The sequence below is a fragment of the Elioraea sp. genome, from assembly GCF_051860475.1.
GTDB lineage: Bacteria > Pseudomonadota > Alphaproteobacteria > Acetobacterales > Acetobacteraceae > Elioraea.
On the sequence record NZ_JBHYDW010000012.1, the window covers coordinates 16,426 to 33,062 of the forward strand.

Annotated in this window: 16 protein-coding genes; 15 read left to right on the forward strand and 1 reads right to left on the reverse strand. The window is 69.9% G+C overall.

The window, feature by feature from the left end; genetic code table 11:
• The first annotated feature begins 36 nt into the window (after window positions 1-36).
• From ACTIFU_RS04040 to ACTIFU_RS04055, 4 genes are read left to right on the forward strand one after another with little or no spacing between them, the layout of a single operon-like run.
• Window positions 37-1,299, forward strand: coding sequence for an ABC transporter substrate-binding protein (locus tag ACTIFU_RS04040; RefSeq protein WP_439577006.1), 1,263 nt, complete (start codon window positions 37-39; stop codon window positions 1,297-1,299).
• Window positions 1,296-2,186: a carbohydrate ABC transporter permease gene (locus tag ACTIFU_RS04045; RefSeq protein WP_439577007.1), complete on the forward strand. Its 891-nt coding sequence runs from the start codon at window positions 1,296-1,298 to the stop codon at window positions 2,184-2,186. The genes ACTIFU_RS04040 and ACTIFU_RS04045 overlap by 4 nt, the downstream gene beginning before the upstream one ends.
• On the forward strand, window positions 2,183-3,022 hold the full coding sequence (locus tag ACTIFU_RS04050; protein WP_439577008.1) for a carbohydrate ABC transporter permease: 840 nt from the start codon (window positions 2,183-2,185) through the stop codon (window positions 3,020-3,022). Before ACTIFU_RS04045 ends, ACTIFU_RS04050 begins: the two co-directional genes overlap by 4 nt.
• 32 nt (window positions 3,023-3,054) lie before the next feature.
• Window positions 3,055-4,650, forward strand: a complete 1,596-nt coding sequence (locus ACTIFU_RS04055) for a serine hydrolase domain-containing protein (RefSeq protein ID WP_439577009.1) — start codon at window positions 3,055-3,057, stop codon at window positions 4,648-4,650.
• A 7-nt stretch (window positions 4,651-4,657) separates the two neighbouring features.
• Here ACTIFU_RS04055 and ACTIFU_RS04060 read toward each other — a convergent pair whose 3' ends face one another.
• Window positions 4,658-6,457 (reverse strand): LpqB family beta-propeller domain-containing protein, encoded by a 1,800-nt coding sequence (locus ACTIFU_RS04060; protein ID WP_439577010.1) that lies wholly within the window; start codon window positions 6,455-6,457, stop codon window positions 4,658-4,660.
• A gap of 211 nt (window positions 6,458-6,668) precedes the next feature.
• On the opposite strand from ACTIFU_RS04060, the gene ACTIFU_RS04065 reads away from it, so the two are divergent.
• From ACTIFU_RS04065 to ACTIFU_RS04115, 11 genes are all read left to right on the forward strand, one after another.
• Window positions 6,669-7,481, forward strand: coding sequence for an urease accessory protein UreD (locus tag ACTIFU_RS04065; protein WP_439577011.1), 813 nt, complete (start codon window positions 6,669-6,671; stop codon window positions 7,479-7,481).
• A gap of 6 nt (window positions 7,482-7,487) precedes the next feature.
• Complete coding sequence (locus ACTIFU_RS04070) at window positions 7,488-7,790, forward strand: urease subunit gamma (protein ID WP_439577012.1); 303 nt, start codon at window positions 7,488-7,490, stop codon at window positions 7,788-7,790.
• Window positions 7,787-8,092: an urease subunit beta gene (locus ACTIFU_RS04075; protein WP_439577013.1), complete on the forward strand. Its 306-nt coding sequence runs from the start codon at window positions 7,787-7,789 to the stop codon at window positions 8,090-8,092. Before ACTIFU_RS04070 ends, ACTIFU_RS04075 begins: the two co-directional genes overlap by 4 nt.
• Window positions 8,093-8,094: 2 nt before the next feature.
• Window positions 8,095-9,807 (forward strand): urease subunit alpha, encoded by a 1,713-nt coding sequence (gene ureC, locus ACTIFU_RS04080; RefSeq protein ID WP_439577014.1) that lies wholly within the window; start codon window positions 8,095-8,097, stop codon window positions 9,805-9,807.
• 8 nt (window positions 9,808-9,815) lie between these two features.
• Window positions 9,816-10,328 (forward strand): urease accessory protein UreE, encoded by a 513-nt coding sequence (gene ureE, locus ACTIFU_RS04085; RefSeq protein ID WP_439577015.1) that lies wholly within the window; start codon window positions 9,816-9,818, stop codon window positions 10,326-10,328.
• Window positions 10,252-11,001: an urease accessory protein UreF gene (locus ACTIFU_RS04090; RefSeq protein WP_439577016.1), complete on the forward strand. Its 750-nt coding sequence runs from the start codon at window positions 10,252-10,254 to the stop codon at window positions 10,999-11,001. The genes ureE and ACTIFU_RS04090 overlap by 77 nt, the downstream gene beginning before the upstream one ends.
• Window positions 10,998-11,639, forward strand: coding sequence for an urease accessory protein UreG (gene ureG / locus ACTIFU_RS04095; protein ID WP_439577017.1), 642 nt, complete (start codon window positions 10,998-11,000; stop codon window positions 11,637-11,639). The genes ACTIFU_RS04090 and ureG overlap by 4 nt, the downstream gene beginning before the upstream one ends.
• Window positions 11,639-12,205 (forward strand): HupE/UreJ family protein, encoded by a 567-nt coding sequence (locus tag ACTIFU_RS04100; RefSeq protein WP_439577018.1) that lies wholly within the window; start codon window positions 11,639-11,641, stop codon window positions 12,203-12,205. Before ureG ends, ACTIFU_RS04100 begins: the two co-directional genes overlap by 1 nt.
• Before the next feature lie 148 nt (window positions 12,206-12,353).
• Window positions 12,354-14,129 (forward strand): M28 family peptidase, encoded by a 1,776-nt coding sequence (locus ACTIFU_RS04105; RefSeq protein ID WP_439577019.1) that lies wholly within the window; start codon window positions 12,354-12,356, stop codon window positions 14,127-14,129.
• 34 nt (window positions 14,130-14,163) lie between these two features.
• Window positions 14,164-14,916, forward strand: a complete 753-nt coding sequence (locus ACTIFU_RS04110; protein WP_439577020.1) for an aspartate/glutamate racemase family protein — start codon at window positions 14,164-14,166, stop codon at window positions 14,914-14,916.
• Between the two features lie 78 nt (window positions 14,917-14,994).
• Window positions 14,995-16,584, forward strand: a complete 1,590-nt coding sequence (locus tag ACTIFU_RS04115) for an ABC transporter substrate-binding protein (protein WP_439577021.1) — start codon at window positions 14,995-14,997, stop codon at window positions 16,582-16,584.
• Window positions 16,585-16,637: the final 53 nt, after the last annotated feature.

Sequence of the window (16,637 nt, forward strand, 5' to 3'; positions counted from 1 at the left end):
CTCCGCGGCTATGATCGGCCGCGGGAGGACCGAAGGATGAGGACACGCCTGCTCGCGGCCACTCTGGCCGTGCTTGCCTGCGGCACGGCGGAGGCGCGCACCACCGTCACCATTGCCTGCGGCTCGGTCGGGATCGAGGCCGAGCTCTGCCGCGAGGGGGCGGAGGCCTGGGCAGCGCGCACCGGCAACGCGGTGTCGCTGGTCTCGACCCCGCCGAGCGCGACCGACCGGCTCGCGCTGTTCCAGCAGCTGCTCGCCGCGCGCTCCGGCGACATCGACGTGTTCCAGGTGGACGTGGTGTGGCCCGGCATGCTGGCCGAGCACCTGGTCGATCTGTCCGAGCACATCGACCGCGCGACCATCGGCGCGCACTTCCCCGCGCTCGTGTCGAACAATACGGTGAGCGGACGGCTGGTCGCGATGCCGTGGTTCACCAATGCCGGCCTGCTCTACTACCGCCGCGACCTGCTGGAACAGCACGGTCGCCCCGTCCCGACCACGTGGGCCGAGCTGGAGGAAACCGCGCGCACGATCATGCAGGCCGAGCGTGCGGCGGGACGCGCGCGCATGTGGGGCTTCGTGTTCCAGGCGCGCGCCTATGAGGGGCTGACCGTGAATGCGCTGGAGTGGCTCGACAGCCATGACGGCGGCCGGATCGTCGAGCCGGACGGGCGGATCACGGTCGACAACCCGCGCGCGGCGGCGGCGCTGACGCGCGCGGCCGGCTGGATCGGAACGATCGCGCCGCGCGGCGTGCTCACCTATGGCGAGGAGGAGGCGCGTGGCGTCTTCCAGACCGGCGATGCGGTGTTCATGCGCAACTGGCCCTATGCTTGGCCGCTCGCGAACGCCGAGGACAGCCCGGTGCGCGGCAAGGTCGGCGTCGCGGTGCTGCCGAAGGCGGAGGGCGGGCGGCACACCGCTGGGCTTGGCGGCGAGATGCTGGCGGTCTCGCGCTACTCGACGCGCCTGGAGGCGGCGGTCGATCTCGTCCGCTTTCTCACCTCGGCCGCGGAGCAGAAACGGCGCGCGATCAGGGGAGGGTTCAACCCCACGCTCGCCCCGCTCTACGAGGATGCCGAGGTGATCGCCGCCAACCCGTTCTTCGGCGAGCTGCGCGAGGTGTTCATGGCCGCGGTCGCGCGCCCGTCGGATGCCACCGGCGCGCGCTACAACCAGGTCTCGGCGGCGTTCTACAACGCCGTGCACGCGGTGCTGTCCGGTGACGCGCAAGCCGGCCCTGCCCTTGCCCGGCTCGAGCGCACGCTGACACGGTTGCGCCGCGGCGATCGTTGGTGAGGCGCTCGGTCGCGGCGCAGCGGCGACGGGATGCCGGCTGGTTCCTGCTGCCGCTGCTGGCCGCGCTGCTGATCGTCGCGGGCTGGCCGCTCGCGCGCACGATCTGGCTCTCCTTCACCGACGCCTCGCTCGCCGGCGGCGCGCACGGTTTCGTCGGCATCGAGAACTACGCCTTCCTGATGGGGGACCCCGACTGGTGGCGCGCGGTCCGCAACACGCTGGTGTTCGCGACCGTCTCGGTCGCGCTCGAGACCGCGCTCGGGCTCGGCATCGCGCTGGTGCTGGATGCGCAGATCCGTGGCCGCGGCCTGCTGCGCGCGGCCGTGCTGGTACCCTGGGCGATCCCGACGGTCGTTTCGGCGCAGCTCTGGGCCTGGATGCTGCATGACCAGTATGGCGTCATCAACGAGGTGCTGCTCGCGCTCGGCGTGATCGACGTCCCCCGGGCTTGGCTTGCCGACCGCACGCTGGCGATGGCCTCGGTGATCGCCGTCGATGTGTGGAAGACGACACCGTTCATGGTGCTGCTGCTGCTCGCCGCACTCCAGACGGTGCCGGTCGAGCTGCACGAGGCAGCACAGGTGGACGGCGCCGGCCCGATCCGCCGCTTCATGGTCGTGACGCTGCCGGTGATCCGTCCGGCGCTGCTGGTCGCGGTCATCTTCCGCAGCCTCGATGCGCTGCGCATCTTCGACCTGATCTACGTGATGGTCGGCAACGCGAGCGCGACTGCGACCATGGCGGTCTATGCGCGCCAGCACATGGTGGACTTCCAGGACGCGGGCTACGGCTCGGCCGCCTCGACCCTGCTGTTCGCCGTCATCGCGCTCGCCACCGCGCTGTTCATCACGCTCGGGCGCCTCACCGCGCCACCGGCGGCGCGATGAGCCGGCGCGCGCGCAGACGGATCGGCCAGGCCGCGCTCTATGCGATCGCTGCCGTGATCCTGCTCTACACGCTGTTCCCGTTCGTCTGGGCCATCAGCACCTCGCTCAAGTCCGGCAGCGCGATCTTCGACACCGCGCTGATCCCCGCTGATCCGCGCTGGGACAACTACGTCGAGGTGTTCCGCGAGCAGCCATTCGGCCTGAACATCCTCAACTCGATCATCGTCGCGACCAGTACGGTGCTGCTGTCGCTGGCGCTCGGGCTCAGTGCAGCGCATGCGCTCGGGCGCGTCGATTTCCGCGGCCGCGCGCTGCTGCTGGTCACCGTGCTCGGCGTGTCGATGTTCCCGCAGGTCGCCGTGCTGTCCGGGCTGTTCGAGCTCGTGCGCTGGCTCGGGCTCTACAACACGCTGCCTGCGCTCACCTTCAGCTACCTGATCTTCACCCTGCCCTTCACCGTCTGGGTGCTGACCACCTTCATGCGCGCGCTGCCCGTGGAGCTCGAGGAGGCGGCGATGATCGACGGCGCGTCGTCCTGGACGGTGCTGACGCGCGTGTTCCTGCCGCTGCTCGCCCCTGCGATGGTGACGACGGGTCTGCTCGCTTTCATCGCCGCCTGGAACGAGTTCCTGTTCGCCCTGACGTTCACGCTGACCGACGACCGGCGCACCGTGCCGGTAGCGATCGCGCTGATCAGCGGCGCGAGTGCCTTCGAGGTGCCATGGGGGCGGATCATGGCCGCCTCCGTCACCGTCACCGTGCCGCTGATCGTGCTCGTGCTGGTGTTCCAGCGCCGCATCGTCGCCGGGCTTACCGCCGGCGCGGTGAAGGGATAGGCTCCGCCGCCCTCAACACCCAGGATGCCCCGATGACCGACTTCGATGCCGCGCTCGCCACGCTCTTCTCCGACTGGGCACCCGACGAGCCGGGCGGCGAGGCCGCGGTGCTGCACGGCGACCGGGTGGTGGCGTGCCGCGCCTTCGGCCTTGCCTCGCTCGAGCACGGGGTCGCGAACGCGCTGACGACCCGCTTCCACATCGCCTCCGTGACCAAGACCTTCGTCGGGGCCGCTCTGGCGATGCTCGCGCATCAGCGGCGGCTCGATCTCGACGCCGATGTGCGCGCGATCATCCCGGAACTCGCCGTGCCGGGGCCGATCACGCTGCGCCGGCTCGCCGGCATGACCGCCGGGCTGCGCGATGCGATGGAGATGATGAAGCTGCGCGGCGTCTGGTACCGCTATCCGCGCTGCGAGGCTGACCTGATTGACCTCGCGCTGGCGCAGAGCGAGCCGAGCTATCCGGCCGGCGAGCGCTGCGTCTACACCAACATCCAGTTCAACCTTTGCGCCCTCGCGATCGCGCGCATCGTCGGCAAGCCCTTTGCCGAGGCGCTCGACGACCTGATCTTTGCGCCGCTCGGCATGACGCGCACGCTGATCCGCGACGATCCCGAGACGGTGACCGATCAGCTCGCCAACCCCTACATCAAGGATGCGGGCACCTGGCGGCGCGGTGCCTGGGCCTTCGGCATCTCCGGTGCCGGCGGACTGGTCAGCGATCTCGACGACCTGATCCGCTGGAACCTCGCGCTGCGCGACGGCGCGGTGAACGGCGTGTCGATCACGGCGATGACCGAGCGCGCCAGCCTCGCCGACGGCACGAAGACGAACTACGGGCTGGGCCTCGGCATCCGCACCTGGCGGGGTCTGACCGTATGGGTGCACGGCGGCAGCCTGCCCGGCTACAAGGCGAACTTTGCGCGCGTTCCCGAGCGCGATCTCGGCTTCGTGCTGCTGTCGAACCGGGACGATGCCGATCCGTATGCGCGGCTGCGGCGGCTCCTGGAACTCACCCTTGGCGAGTCGGTCCCGGCGCCGCCCGCTCCCGACACCGGGCTCGATGCGGCAACGCTCGACGCCCTGAGCGGCACCTTCGTCGACAGCGTCTCCGGCGAACCGCTGACGCTGACCCGGAACGGGACCGGCCTCACCGTCGACAAGCTCGGCTTCTCGCTGTCGCTCGCGCCGCAAGGCAACGGCGTGTTCCTGGACGGTTGGGCGAACTTCGACACCACGATCCGTGTCGAGCCGGTGCCGGGCGGGCCGCGGCTGCATGTCGATTTCGGCGGGCAGCGTGGCGTCTATCGGCCGGCGGCTCCGCCCGCGCTGTCGGACGCCGAGCGGGCCGCCTACACCGGGCGCTATGTCTGTCCCGCGCTTGCAACCGAGCACACGGTATTCATGCGCAACGGCTCGCTCGTCGTCCGCTTCGGCCCCGCCTACCACGCCGAGGCGGAGCTGCCGCTGACTCCCCTCGCCGCCGATACGTTCCACGGCAAAACCGGCCGGCCGGGATGGGTGAGCCAGCACGTGCTCCGCTTCATCCGCGCCGGCGGGGGCGTCGCCGGCTACCGGATCAGCAGCGACCGGCTGAAGGACATCGCCTTCCTGCGCGCGACCTGACGCGCCGTCATCGCCCCTCGCCGAGCAGGTGCCTGGCGAGGAACGCGACCACCTCGGCGTAGATCACCCGACGGTTGTCGCGCTTGGTGAAGCCGTGCCCCTCATCGGGGAAGGTGACGTAGCGCACCGGCACACCGCGCGCCTTCAGCGCGGCGACGATCTGCTCGCTCTCGAAGGGCGGCACGCGCGGATCGGTCAAGCCCTGCGCCACCAGCAAGGGGGCTGCGATCCGGTCCACGCGATGGATCGGCGACAGGCGCTCCAGCAGCTCGGCATCCGAGACCGGGTCGCCGTACTCCGCCGCGCGGTGCCCGACCCGCCAGGGGCCGGTGCGCTCGAAGAACGTCTTCCAGCGCGCGATGCCGTAGAACTCCACCCCGGCGGCCCAGAGATGCGGATACTCCGTCATCGCCGCGAGCACCATCCAGCCGCCGTAGCTCTGCCCCATCACGGCGACACGATCGGGATCCAGCACGGGTTGGGTCGCGAGGTACTGCCGGACCGCGGCCAGGTCGGCCACGCTGTCGAGCCGCTTCTCGCGATCATCGAGCGCCGCATAGCTGCGGCCATAGCCGCTCGATCCGCGCACGTTCGGGATCGCCACCGCGATGCCCGCTGCCAGCACCGCCTGAAGGTCCGGACGCCAGTTCGGCAGTGCCTGGTTGGCGGGGCCGCCATGCACCCAGACCAGGACCGGCCAGCCCGAGCCCGGCGCCTTCCCCTCGGGCAGGGCGAGGAAGAACGGCACCATCCGTCCGTCGAAGCTCGGCGCCTCGCGGAGGTCATAGGGCCGCGCGACCGCCGGCGGCTCGGCCGCGCGATAGAGGCAGCGTGCGGTCCCGTCGGCCACGCGCGCGAGCCAGATCGCCGAGGGGCTGGTCGGCGTGGCGAGATCGAACGCGACCGACCCGCCGTCCGGCGACCAGGAGAGCGCGGTGATCGCGCCGCGGGGATGCTCGGGTTCAGCGACGACCGCACCGGTCTCTGCGTCGAGCACGCGCAGCCGGCAGTATCCGCCCTCGTTCACCACCACGGCGAGCCGCGTCTGGTCGGGCGAGACCTCCAGCTTCTCGACATCCCACTCGGGCGCATAGAGAAAGCGGGGCGCCCCGCCAGGTTCCGTCGTCGCCACGCCGAGGAACTCGCGGTCGCGATCGGTCAGCAGCCAGAACGCGCGGCCGTCGCGGCGCCAGTGCGGCGAGAGGTGCCGCCAGTCGCCCTCATGCGGCGTGAGCGGTGTGATGTCGCCCGTCTCCACCTCGACCAGATAGAGCGTGCTCTCGTAGCTGCGCGGCGCGGTCATCACCACGATCGCGCGCCCGTCCGGGTGCCAGCATGGCAGCTCGTGCGGGCCCTCGACCTCGAGCACGCAGCGCGCCGCCTCCGAGGCGAGGTCCATCACCCAGGCATCGGTGTGCGCGGGATCGCGGCTGTTCGCGGTGTAGGCGATGCGCGTGCCGTCCGGGCTGATCGCGCCCCAGCCATGGATGGTGCGCGGATCGCTCGTGAGCGCACGCGGCTCGCCCGTTTCGGGCAGCAGGTAGAGCTGATGCCGCTCGTCCCCGCCCTGGTCGCGTGCGAACACTGCCCAGCCGCCGCGACCGCCGGCAAGAGTGGTGACCGCGTCGCGATGCTGGGTCCGCGAGCGCGCCGTGCCGTCCGCGGCGAGCGCGAACACCTGCGCGGAACCCGGGGCATCGCAGAGGCACAGCAGCGTCCCGTCGCCGGTGAAGCGCGGCATGGCCGCGGCCGGCAGAGACAGGAACCTGTCGACCAGGGCGTGCTGAGTCGTGTCGTGGTGGGTCACGGCGGATGAATGTCCTTGCTGTACCGGGAGCGCGAGACCAGCAGCGCCGACGGCATCGCGCAAGCCTCTCCCGGGACCACCCTCCGGCCTTCCGACCGCGCCGGCATGCCCAAGGGATAGGCAACCTGCCCGTGATGCTGCGCTTTCGCTGCTCAGCCGGCGCTCCGTCCCACGTGCCAGCACGGTACGGCGCGTGCATGACGGGAAGTCGATGTCCAATCCCGAGTCACCCGTCCGCCACCAGCGCAACGACGGACACGTCGCGGTCGGGTTCGACGCCGAACGTCTCGTCCGGCTCGACCAGCGCGCACCGATGCGCGCCCTGTTTCCCGACAGGGAACCGGGCGAGCCGCCGCTCGCGACGCTGGTGAACACCGCGGGCGGGCTCACCGGCGGCGATGCGATCGCGCAGGAGATCGGGGTTGCGGCGGGATCAGCGACGGTCACCACGGCCGCTGCCGAGAAGGTCTATCGCTCGCTCGGCCCCGACGCTCGGGTCACGACGCGGCTGGAGGTCGCCGCCGGGGCACTGCTGGAATGGCTGCCGCAGGAGACCATCCTGTTCGACGGCGCACGGCTCGACCGGCGGCTCACGATGGCGCTCGCGCCCGGCGCACGACTGCTGGCGGCCGAAATCCTGGTGTTCGGACGCAACGCGCGCGGTGAGCGGTACCGCCGCGGGCGCCTCAGCGAACGCTGGCACGTCGCGTGCTCAGACCGGCTGCTGTGGATGGATGCGCTGGTGCTTGATGGGGATCTCGACGCCCGGTTCGCTTCGCCCTTCGCGTTCGCCGGCGCTGAGTCGCTCGGCACGCTGCTGGTTGCGTGCGACGACCCGGCCAAGGTTGTCGCCGCGCTGCGCGAGGCCGGGATCGCGGCGACCATCGCTCGCCCCGGCCTCGCGCTTGCGCGCTGGCTCGGCTGCGGTCGCGCCGTGCGCGACGGGGTCGCCGCCGCGATCACGCGCATCCGCAGCACTGCCTTTGGCCTGCCCCCGCGCCTGCCGCGGCTCTGGAGCTGTTGAACCCAAGTGCACCTGACCCCGCGCGAGAAGGACAAGCTTCTGATCGCGATGGCCGCGATGGTCGCGCGGCGTCGGCTCGAGCGCGGCGTGAAGCTCAACCATCCCGAGGCGGTCGCGCTGATCAGCGACCACGTGGTCGAGGGCGCGCGCGACGGCCACAGCGTCGCCGAGCTGATGCGCGACGGCGCCTCCGTGCTGACGCGCACGCAGGTGATGGAGGGGGTTGCCGAGATGATCCATGAGATCCAGGTGGAGGCGACGTTTCCCGACGGTACCAAGCTCGTCACCGTGCACCGGCCGATCCGATGATCCCAGGCGAGATCATTCCCGCTGCGGGCGAGATCGTGCTGAACGCCGATCGCGAGGCGATCACGATCGAGGTCGCGAACACCGGCGACCGACCGGTGCAGGTCGGGAGCCACTACCACTTCGCCGAGGCGAACCCCGCCCTCGCCTTCGACCGCACGGCCGCACGCGGGCGGCGGCTCGATATTCCCGCCGGAACGGCCGTGCGGTTCGAGCCGGGGCAGACCCGCGCGGTGCGGCTGATCGCGTTGGCCGGCGGCCGGATCGTGCACGGCTTCCGCGGTGAGACCGAGGGGAGGGTCTGACGATGCCGGCGCGCCTCTCACGCTCGGCCTACGCCGGGATGTACGGCCCGACCACCGGCGACCGGGTGCGGCTGGCCGACACCGAACTGTTCATCGAGGTGGAGCGCGACCTTACCAGCTATGGCGAGGAGGTGAAGTTCGGCGGCGGCAAGGTGATCCGCGACGGCATGGGCCAGAGCCAGGTCACGCGTGCCGCCGGCGCGATGGACACGGTGATCACCAACGCGCTGATCCTCGATCACTGCGGTGTGGTAAAGGCGGATGTCGGGCTGCGCGACGGCCGCATCGCCGCGATCGGCAAGGCCGGCAATCCGGACACCCAGCCGGGTGTGGACATCGTGATCGGGGCGGGAACTGAGATCATCGGGGCTGAAGGCAAGATCCTCACCGCCGGAGGGATCGATGCGCATATCCACTTCATCTGCCCGCAGCAGATCGAGGAGGCGCTTGCCTCCGGCATCACCACAATGTTCGGCGGTGGCACAGGCCCGGCGCATGGCACGCTCGCCACCACCTGCACGCCAGGCGCATTCCACATCGCGCGCATGCTCCAGGCGGCCGAGGCGTTCCCGATGAATCTCGGCGTGCTCGGCAAGGGCAATGCCGCCCTGCCTGGCGCGCTCGAGGAGCAGATCGTCGCAGGGGCCTGCGGGCTGAAGCTGCACGAGGACTGGGGCACGACGCCGAAAGCAATCGACACCTGCCTGGGCGTCGCCGACGCGTTCGACGTGCAGGTCGCGATCCATACCGACACGCTGAACGAGTCCGGTTTCGTCGAGAGCACGATTGCGGCGATCCGCGGACGCACGATCCACGCCTTCCACACCGAGGGCGCGGGCGGTGGCCATGCCCCGGACATCCTGAAGATGGTCGGTCAGGCGAACGTGCTGCCGTCCTCCACCAATCCCTCGATGCCCTACACAGTGAACACCGTGGACGAGCATCTCGACATGCTCATGGTCTGCCATCATCTCGACGCGCGCATCCCCGAGGACGTGGCGTTCGCCGAGAGCCGGATCCGCCAGGAGACGATCGCGGCTGAGGATATCCTGCACGATCTCGGCGCGATCTCGATCATGGCCTCCGACAGCCAGGCGATGGGCCGGGTCGGCGAGGTGATCACGCGCACCTGGCAGACCGCACACAAGATGAAGCTCCAGCGCGGGCGTCTGCCGGAGGAGACCGGCGACAACGACAATCTCCGCTGCCGCCGCTACATCGCCAAGTACACGATCAATCCGGCCATCGCGCAGGGGGTGGCGGCGCAGGTCGGCAGCATCGAAGTCGGCAAGCTCGCCGATCTTGTGCTCTGGCATCCGGCGTTCTTCGGCGCGAAGCCCGATCTGGTGATCAAGTGCGGCACGATCGCAATGGCGCCGATGGGCGATCCCAACGCCTCGATCCCGACGCCCCAGCCGATACACTACCGCCCAATGTTCGGCGGCTTTGGCCGATCGATGACGCTCTCGGCCGTGACATTCGTCTCGCAGGCCGCGCTCGATGCCGGGATCGGATCGGCGCTCGGGCTCGCCCGTCCGCTCGTCGCGGTCTCGAACACGCGCGGCGGGATCGGCAAGCGGTCGATGGTGCTGAACGACGCCACGCCCGCGATCGAGGTCGATCCGGAGACCTACGAGGTGCGCGCCGACGGCACGCTGCTGGTCTGCGAGCCAGCCACCGTGCTGCCGCTGGCGCAGCGCTACTTCCTGTTCTGAGGCCGACGATGAGCGAACTCCTGGTGCGGGCCGCGACCATCCTGCCTCCGGGCTCCTGGAACGATGCGTTCACGCGCGACACGATCACCCTCGGTTTCGACGACCGGTTCCGCCGCCGGCGCAGCTACACCGCCGATGGAGGGCTGCGGTTCCTGCTCGACCTGCCCGAGGCGACGGTACTGCGCAACGGCGATGGGCTCGCGCTCGAGGATGGTGGGGTCGTGCGTGTGCGCGCCGCGCCGGAGGCGCTGGTCGAAGTGACCGGTAGTTCTGCCGAGCAGCTCGCCCGCCTCGCCTGGCACCTCGGCAACCGTCATCTGCCGGTGCAGATCGACGGATCGCGCCTGCTGATCCGCGATGACCACGTGATCGTCGCGATGCTCCGCGGGCTCGGCGCGACCGTCCGTCCCGTGCAGGCACCGTTCGATCCGGAAGGCGGCGCCTATGGCGAGCACAATCACCAGCCCGACCACCCACATGCGCATCGACACCACGACCATGGCCACCAGCATCACGACTGAGGCATCGCTCGCACGGCTGCTTGCGTGGTGTTCGCCCGCCTATCCGGTGGGCGGCTACAGCTTCAGCCACGGGATCGAGCGCGCGGTCCAGGATGGCCTAGTGCGCGACCGCTGCGATCTGATGGCCTACATCGCGACGGTGCTGCGGGACGGTGCCGGCGCAGTCGATGCGGCGCTGCTCGCCGCCGCTTGGCGCGCGGTGGACGCCGGCGACGATGGCGCACTCGACGCGATCGCCGAGATCGCGCTGGCCTGGCGTGGCACCGCCGAGACCGCGCTGGAGACGGTAATGCAGGGTGGCGCCTTCGTCGCCGTCACATCCGCTGCGTGGCCGGCACCGCGCCTCGCCGGGCTGCTCGCCCGCCACGGCCGTACCATTGCCCATCCGGTTGCCTTCGGCTCGGCGGCCGCCACACACGGCATTGGGTTGCGCGACGCGCTGTTCGGGTATCTCACCGGCTTCGCCGCGAACCTCGTGTCGGCAGGTGTGCGCCTTGTGCCGCTCGGCCAGACGGACGGGCAGCTCGCCACTGCGGCGCTCGTGCCCGTCATTGCCATGGCCATGGAGGCCGGCATCGCCGCTGACCTGGACACGATCGGCACCGCCGCGCCGATGCTCGACCTGCTCTCGATACGCCATGAAACCCAGTACACGAGGCTGTTCCGCTCATGACCCGCTCCGTCTCCGGACCGTTCCGCGTTGGCGTCGGCGGGCCGGTGGGCTCGGGCAAGACGGCCCTGGTGGACCGGCTCTGCAAGCGTCTGCGCGAGGCGCACGACATCGCCGCGATCACCAACGACATCTACACCAGGGAGGACGCGGAGTTCCTGACTCGGTCGGGCGCGCTTGCGCCGGAGCGCATCATGGGCGTGGAGACGGGCGGATGCCCACACACGGCGATCCGTGAGGATGCCTCGATCAACCTCGCCGCGGTCGCCGAGATGGTGGCGCGGTTCCCGAAGCTCGAGATCCTGTTCATCGAGAGCGGCGGCGACAATCTTGCCGCCACGTTCAGTCCGGAGCTCGCCGACCTGACGATCTACGCCATCGACGTCTCGGCGGGCGACAAGATCCCGCGCAAGGGTGGGCCCGGGATCACGCGCAGCGACCTCCTGGTGATCAACAAGATCGACCTTGCGCCGCTGGTCGGTGCTGACCTCTCGGTGATGGACCGCGACGCGCGACGGATGCGCGGCGCGCGGCCCTTCCTGTTCACCAATCTGAAGGAGAACCAGGGCGTGGACGAGATCGCTGGCTTCATCCTGGATGCGGGCGGGATCGCGCCCGCCTCACGCGCGGCGGTCGCCTGATGCACGGGCTCGTTCTGGCCGGGACGCTGCTCGCGGCGACGCCAGCGATCGCGCATACCGGCGTGGGCGGCACGAGCGGCCTGGCGGCCGGTCTGCTGCATCCGATCACCGGCCTCGACCATCTGCTGGCGATGCTCGCGATCGGCCTTTGGGCCGGGCTGCTCGGTGGTGCCGCCCGCCTCGCCACTCCGTGCGCCTTCCTGCTCGCGATGGCGGCGGGCGCGGTGCTGGCGGTGCGCGGCATCGAGCTGCCGCTGGTCGAGGCCGGAATCCTCGCCTCGGTGATCGTGGTCGGCGCGTTGACCGCCGTGTCCCTGCACCTGAAGCCGCTGGCCGGCGCCGCGCTTGCGGCCCTGTTCGGGTTGCTGCACGGCCACGCGCACGGCACCGAGATGGTTGCCGAGGACGCCGTCGGCTATGGCCTCGGCTTCCTGGCCGCGACGGCCGCGCTGCACGGGCTCGGCGTCCTGCTCAGCGGCCATGCACGGGCAACGACGCGCACTGCCGTCAGGATGGCGGGCGGCGCGATCGCCACGGCGGGGATCGTCCTGGCCGTGCTTGCGTAGGGAACGCGCAGCGTCCGAGCAGTACCACAGCGATCGGCCGGTCACGGCCCATGGCCATGTCTGCCATGCGCCTTGATGCCCCTCCAGTTCGTGCTAGCCTCCGTCCAAGCGCCGATGTGCGAGGGCTGATGTCGGGGAGCGATCCGAGGTGAACGAAGCCGCGATCCTTGCGGAAGTGTCGGCCGACAACATCCGCCTCCATGTCGAGCGGATCGTCACCGAGATCCCCTATCGCGCCGCCGGATCGGCCAATGGCCGACGCATGGCCGAGTACTCGCGTGACGCGATGCTGACTGCCGGCCTCGCGGACGCAGCCATCCATGAGCTTCCGGCGATCGTCTCGTTCCCGAAGCATGCCGAGTGCCGCGTCGTCGCACCGGTGGAGATGGGCATCCAGGCCAACACGCTTGGCCACAGCCTGCTCACGCTTGAAGACGGGATCGATGGCGAGCTGCTCGATGTCGGCGGCGGAGCCTTCTCCGACTACGCCGGCAGGGATGCACGCGGGAAGATCATCCTGACCGAGCTCTCCTACTCGCCGGCGCGGCACGAGAAGCAGCGCATCGCCGGCATGAGGGGCGCGATCGGCGCGGTGATGATGAACTGGGGGCACCCGGAGAACACCGCAGTGCCGTTCGGCTCGGTCAAGCCGGTCTGGGGCAATCCCACGCCCGACAATGTCAGGACCGAGATGCCGACCATCCCCTGCATCGGCATCGCGCGCACGGCAGGTCTGACGCTGCGCGAGATGCTTGGCAAGGGGCCGGTCAGGCTCTGGTTTCGCACGCATGTCGAGAATGGCTGGCATCCCGTGCAGATCACGGTCGCCACCATGCCGGCACCGACCACCAGCCCGGAGGCCGACGACTTCGTGCTGGTCGGCGGGCACCAGGATTCCTGGCCGGGTGAGGCCGCGACCGACAATGCGGCCGGCAATGCCTGCTTCATCGAACTCGCGCGCGTGTTCAACCGTCACCGCGACGCGCTCCGGCGCGGCATCACCTTCGGCTTCTGGACCGCGCACGAGACCGGCACCATGGCCGGCTCCTCCTGGTTCTGCGACCACAACTGGGACCGGCTGCGCGCACATTGTGTTGCCTATCTCCAGATCGACCAGCCCGCGTTCATCGGCGCGACGGAATGGTCCACCGCCTCGAATGCGGAGCTGAAGGCGTTCCACAGCGCGATCGAGAAGCGCCTGCTGGGCGCGAAGAAGGCGAAGTGGAAGCGCTCGGCCAAGAACGGCGACGCGTCGTTCTTCGGCATCGGCATCCCGATGTTCCACGGCGAAGGCTCGTTCACCGAGGCCGAGTTGAAGGCAACCGCACTCGCCAATCTCGGCTGGTGGCACCACTCGGTCGAGAACCGGCTCGACAAGATGGACTGGGCGCTGATGCAGGAGCACATCCGCATCTATGGCGCCTATCTGTGGGAGCTCTGCACCGCGCCGGTGCTGCCGTTCCGCTTCGTTCCCGTGGCCGAGCAGGTGGTGGGCCGGCTCGCGGAACTCGCTCCTGCCGGCAGCACGGCCGGGCTGGAGAGCGCGCTCGCCGCCGCCAAGCGCTTCGCCGCGGAGGCGGCAAGGCTCGACGCGCGCGCGGCCGCGGAGGCCGCGGCCTTCGCCGGCGGCCGAGGTAGCGACGACGTCGCGCGACTTCTGAACGCGACCATGAAGCGCCTCTCGCGCATCCTCGTCCCCTTGCAGAGCACCGCGATCGGCACCTATGGCCACGATCCCTATGGCTACACGCCGCAGACCACCATGATCCCCTGCCTGTACGACGTGCCCGAGCTCGCCGGCCTGGCGGACGGCGAGGCGCGCTGGATGCTTGAGACCAAGCTGGTTCGCGCCCGCAACCGCGTGGCGGATGCGATGGCGGATTCCTGCCTGCTGATCGGCGACGCGCTCGCCAGGTTGCGGTGACCGCGATGCCCGGTGGCCGAGAGCGGAGCGCGCCATGACCACCGGACCCGGGCACGAGCGCTGGATCTGCTATCAGCTTGTCGCGCCGATGGAGCGCGTGCTCGGCACCGCCGAGATCGAGCGTCGCCGGGACTTCCTCCAGACCCATGCCGACGCCCGCACGCGCATCGAGGTCCGTTCGGCGGCCGCGGGCTACCCCTCGATCGAGAGCGAGCGTGATGCGGTGGCGGTGTCGCCGCACATCGTCGCCGGGCTGCGGGAAGCGGCCGCGCAGGGCGCGAGTGCTGGCATTGTCGGATGCTTCTCGGATCCCGCGCTCGATGCCGTGCGCGAGAGCGTGCGCATGCCCGTGGTCGGCCCGGGCCAGAGCAGCGTGATGCTGGCACTTCAGCTTGGCGAGCGCTTCTCCATCCTCTCGCCGCTCGACAGTGCGGTGAAGCGGCACACGCCGCGGCTGCGCGCCATGGGTGTCGCCGAGCGTCTCGCCTCGATCCGCGGCGTGGGCGTGAGCGTGGTCGACTTGGCGCGCCGCGCGAACGACGCGATGGACCGGATCGTCACCGTCGCGCAGCGCTGCGTCGAGGAGGATGGCGCGGATGTGCTGGTGATGGGCTGCATGAGCATGGCGTTCATGGGGATCGTGCGGCCGCTCGCCGACCGGCTCGGCCTGCCCGTGGTCAGCCCCGTGCTCGCGGCACTGAAGACCGCCGAGATACTGCTGGACATGGGGCTCTCCCATGCCCGTACCGCGTGGCCGGAACCGCCCGAGAAGCCCTACCTGGCCTGACCTGGCCTGGGGCGAACGAGAGCGGAACGACCGCGGGCACGGGACTTCTGGTGAGCTGCAACGACGGGGAGAACGACGATGCGACGCAAACTCCTTCTTCTGGCGGCGGCAAGCGCCATCGCCGCCGCCGGGCTCTGGGCGCCGCCTGCCGAGGCGCAACGGCGCGCCAATGAGATCGTCTGGGGCGACCAGCTTCCGGGTGGGCTCGATCCGCACGTCATCGCCGATGTGCCGATGCAGTTCATCCAGCTCAACGTCTATGACGAGCTCTATCGCTACCAAGGCAACCCGCCCGACCTCGTGCCGTGGCTTGCGACCGGCCATACGGTCAGCGCCGACGGGCTGACCTGGACGTTCACGCTCCGCCCAGGCACGATCTTCCACGACGGCACCGAGTTGACGGCCGAGGACGTGGTCTATTCCTTCCAGCGCGTGCTGGCGCTGCGGCGCGGTCCCTCGGCTGCCTTCCTGCCGATCCTCGACCCTTCCGGCATCACGGCGCCGGACAGGCAGACGGTGCGCTTCCAGCTCAAGTCGCCCTATGCGCCGTTCCTGGCCGCGATCCCGCTGGTGGCGATCCTCAACTCGAAGCTCGTCAAGGCAAACGAGCGCAACAATGACTGGGGCACGGCGTGGCTCGCCTCGAACGCCGCCGGCTCGGGCGCCTACCGGCTGGATCCGGCGACCTATCGGCCGCAGGAGCTCGCCGATCTGCCCCGGAATGCCGAGCACTTCATGGGCTGGTCGCACAACCCGCGACCGATCGAACTGATCCGCTCGCGCCCGATCCTCGAGACGACCACGCGCGTCAACGCGCTGCTGCGCGGCGACATCGACGCGACCGACAGCTACCTGCCGACGGATATGGTCGAGCGAGTCGCGCGTGCGCGCGGCGTTCGGGTTGCACGTGACGAGAGCATGCGCGTGATGGTGATCCGCATGAACAACCAGCGCGCACCGTTCGACAACGCGAACTTCCGCCGCTGCCTGTCCCACGCCTTCAACTACCAGGGCTTCATCAGCGGCATCCTGAAGGACTACGCGGTGCGCAACGGCGGCCCGATCCCCAAGAACCTCTGGGGGGCGCCCGCCGATGTCGAGGGCTACCCGTTCGATCTGGAAAAGGCGCGCGCCGCCTGCGACCAGGCACGGGCGGAGGGCGCACCGGTGAACCGCGAAATCGAGATTCACATCCAGAGCCAGCTCGCGCAGACCACCCAGGCGGCAGAGCTGTTCCAGTCCGACCTGCGCCGGATCGGCATCACCATGAAGATCGTGCCGAGCACCTGGCCGACCCTGACCACCTCCACGGGTCGGGCCGAGACGACGCCGGACATGTGGGTGCACTGGGTCTCGACCTACTTCGTCGATCCCGAGAACTGGATCGGCCAGATGTACGACAGCCAGTTCCACGGCACCTGGAAGGCATCGTCCTGGTACAAGAACGACGAGGTCGACCGCATGCTGCGCGAAGCCCGCGCGATCACTGATCAGAGCCGGCGCAAGCAGCTCTACGAGCAGGCCTCCCGCATTGTCGTCGCGGACGCGGCCGATATCTGGATCTACAACACGGTGCAGCTGCGCGGCCTGAGCAACCGTGTGCAGGGCTACCAGTTCTCGCCGGTCGGTTCGGGCGGCGAACTGCGCGGCGTCTCGCTGAGCAACTAGTGCGGCGTGCAGCGGCGGGAGCGGGCGCTCCCGCCGCCCATTGGCCGCACGTA